Below are 1977 nucleotides of genomic sequence, written 5' to 3'. Positions count from 1 at the left end.
TTTTTTACCAATGACTCGCAATGGCACGATGGGCAGTTTGGTCTAGTCTCTGTCATGGGCTAACTCGGTAACATTAGACACTCTTGTCTTATTTTCCTCCATCCTTTCCTTTTTAGGACTACCATAATTTCCATTTGCCGAGAGCAGGGAATGCCTTTAATTCGGACTATAAGTTTGAATGAACTAGCACCAATCCCATTACCTCTAGCCGAGGTAATCCAAGCCTATGCCGCCAGTGAGTTGGCAAATCAAATCCCGACCATTGAAGAAGAAAACTTAGAACCAATCGCGATCGCCAAGAGATCTTTAGTATCCTCAAAACCAGAACAGATGACCTTACTATGAGCGAAACAGCAATGAACTATAACATCAAGATTGAAGGACAGACGATTCCCGTACCACCTGAAATCGGGAGTAGTGATGAACAGATTAGAGCAACGCTCAGTCTATATTTTGAAGGAATCAAGAACTCGAAAATTGAAAGAACCGTGCAAGCCAACGGCGATATCCTCGTGGATGTCTGTAAACTCGCAGGGACAAAAGGTGTGCGATGAATGGGACAGCGATCGCTAGTTTGATGAAAGCTCCAGAAGAAATCAACCCCTTGCTAGAGATACTCTGGGAAATTGAGAAGTACCAACAGCAAGGGACTCAATTAATCGAGTTAAGCGAAATCGGGCTAGAAGACTTTACCGAAGCAACCACAAAATCGCAAAAACATAGTCAGTGCATCCACAGGACATTAGACAACCTGAAAAAAGCTAGTCCGATCGCCGCGCCGATGACGATCCGAGGATTTTGAGATGGACAAAACCAAATTCGAGTGGTTAGCAGCATGAACTGCCGATAAAGCGGTGGAATACATCGAAGCAATCCAGCAAAGGGCAACAATGCTGCAACTGTATCAGTATTACTATCCTGACACATATCAACAATCAAAAGCTAGTGTTAAAGTTGCTAGCCTTGAAACTTATAGTGAGAAAGAGCTAGAATTTCTGACTTTACTAGATGAACAATTTTTCCCATTGCCATTATTGCTAGCAGAATCAGAACGCATCTCCTACATTCCCGTAGAACCACTGGGCACTTCATGGTATTACGATAACTTTGAAGAACTAGGCGCAACCGAAAAATTCTTGATGAGCCTAATTCATGGATTAGATGGTGATACGTGGAATGACCTAGAGGGAGAATTGGAACAGGACTTTCCCCCTGTCGCGAGTTACGTCAATTACGAAAAACTAAGTCAAGAATGCAAAAAGTTAAGAGGGACAATCACCCACTTACCCATAGCGCTAGATATGCTAACCCAGTCCACAGGAAATCTATGGCTGGATATCTCCTATGAAAATGACATTGTAGATGCTCATTGGACAGTAGAGGTAATTGATACGCTGAGAGAATCATATACAGAAGCCCAAACGATCTTGCAAAAGTATCGACAATTTACTGACTGGTTAGATAGAGACACTGCAAACTGTATCAAAGTGGTCAGGCTTTGGAACAGATGCAAAGAGACGAATCCCAAAATACACAACCACTATCTTGTGGCATGAGGAAAAAGAAATGCTAACTCTAGACCCATTCCAAGATGCCCTAAAGCCCGATGGCTATCCATTAATCGAAGCAGAGGCAAAACTCCTATTTTTGAAAGGAGGACATTACTGCTTTCAATATCGACAGGGAGAGAAAGAAACCTATAAATTTCTATCCCCTGACACCGTAAGAGCCGCCTTTCAGCATGAACGCATTGACTCAGGATGGATACCCAATGGAGTAAAACGATTGGGAATTTGTCGTCAAGGACAATGGTATGTGCAGTTTATGCCACCTGCAAAACGGACGTTTAGGGGTTTGCGAAGAAATAAGATACCAAAGATTATAGAAATAGGGATATAAAATTCTTGTTTTCAATTTATATAGGACTAAGAGAGTGATTTTCAGCGATGAAATCAAAGCCACAGTTAAAGATGCAGC

At 42.1% G+C, this 1977-nt stretch carries 5 protein-coding genes; all 5 read left to right on the top strand.

Features of this window, described 5'->3' with window-relative positions; all coding sequences use genetic code 11:
- Nucleotides 1-150 precede the first annotated feature (150 nt).
- From B9G53_RS00145 to B9G53_RS00125, 5 genes are read left to right on the top strand one after another with little or no spacing between them, the layout of a single operon-like run.
- Nucleotides 151-345, top strand: coding sequence for a hypothetical protein (locus B9G53_RS00145; RefSeq protein WP_094528309.1), 195 nt, complete (start codon nucleotides 151-153; stop codon nucleotides 343-345).
- A gap of 11 nt (nucleotides 346-356) precedes the next feature.
- A complete protein-coding gene (locus B9G53_RS00140) occupies nucleotides 357-554 on the top strand; it encodes a hypothetical protein (RefSeq protein ID WP_141211651.1) in 198 nt (65 codons plus the stop codon).
- Entirely contained in the window at nucleotides 551-802 is a 252-nt protein-coding gene (locus B9G53_RS00135; protein WP_094528307.1) for a hypothetical protein, read from the top strand. Before B9G53_RS00140 ends, B9G53_RS00135 begins: the two co-directional genes overlap by 4 nt.
- A 52-nt stretch (nucleotides 803-854) precedes the next feature.
- Nucleotides 855-1556: a hypothetical protein gene (locus B9G53_RS00130; RefSeq protein ID WP_141211650.1), complete on the top strand. Its 702-nt coding sequence runs from the start codon at nucleotides 855-857 to the stop codon at nucleotides 1554-1556.
- Nucleotides 1557-1566: 10 nt separating this feature from the next.
- The gene (locus B9G53_RS00125) at nucleotides 1567-1899 is read left to right on the top strand and encodes a hypothetical protein (protein WP_094528305.1); all 333 of its coding nucleotides are present in this window, start codon (nucleotides 1567-1569) and stop codon (nucleotides 1897-1899) included.
- Nucleotides 1900-1977: the final 78 nt, after the last annotated feature.

Source organism: Pseudanabaena sp. SR411 (assembly GCF_002251945.1).
Classification (GTDB): Bacteria; Cyanobacteriota; Cyanobacteriia; order Pseudanabaenales; family Pseudanabaenaceae; genus Pseudanabaena.
The sequence above is the reverse complement of the archived record's forward strand: the minus strand, read 5'-3'. Positions and strand labels throughout refer to the sequence as shown.

Bases quoted from the DNA above. Each gene is read 5' to 3' on its own strand.
- B9G53_RS00145 (WP_094528309.1), top strand. From the start codon at position 151: ATGCCTTTAATTCGGACTATAAGTTTGAATGAACTAGCACCAATCCCA.
- B9G53_RS00140 (WP_141211651.1), top strand. From the start codon at position 357: ATGAACTATAACATCAAGATTGAAGGACAGACGATTCCCGTACCACCT.
- B9G53_RS00135 (WP_094528307.1), top strand. From the start codon at position 551: ATGAATGGGACAGCGATCGCTAGTTTGATGAAAGCTCCAGAAGAAATC.
- B9G53_RS00125 (WP_094528305.1), top strand. From the start codon at position 1,567: ATGCTAACTCTAGACCCATTCCAAGATGCCCTAAAGCCCGATGGCTAT.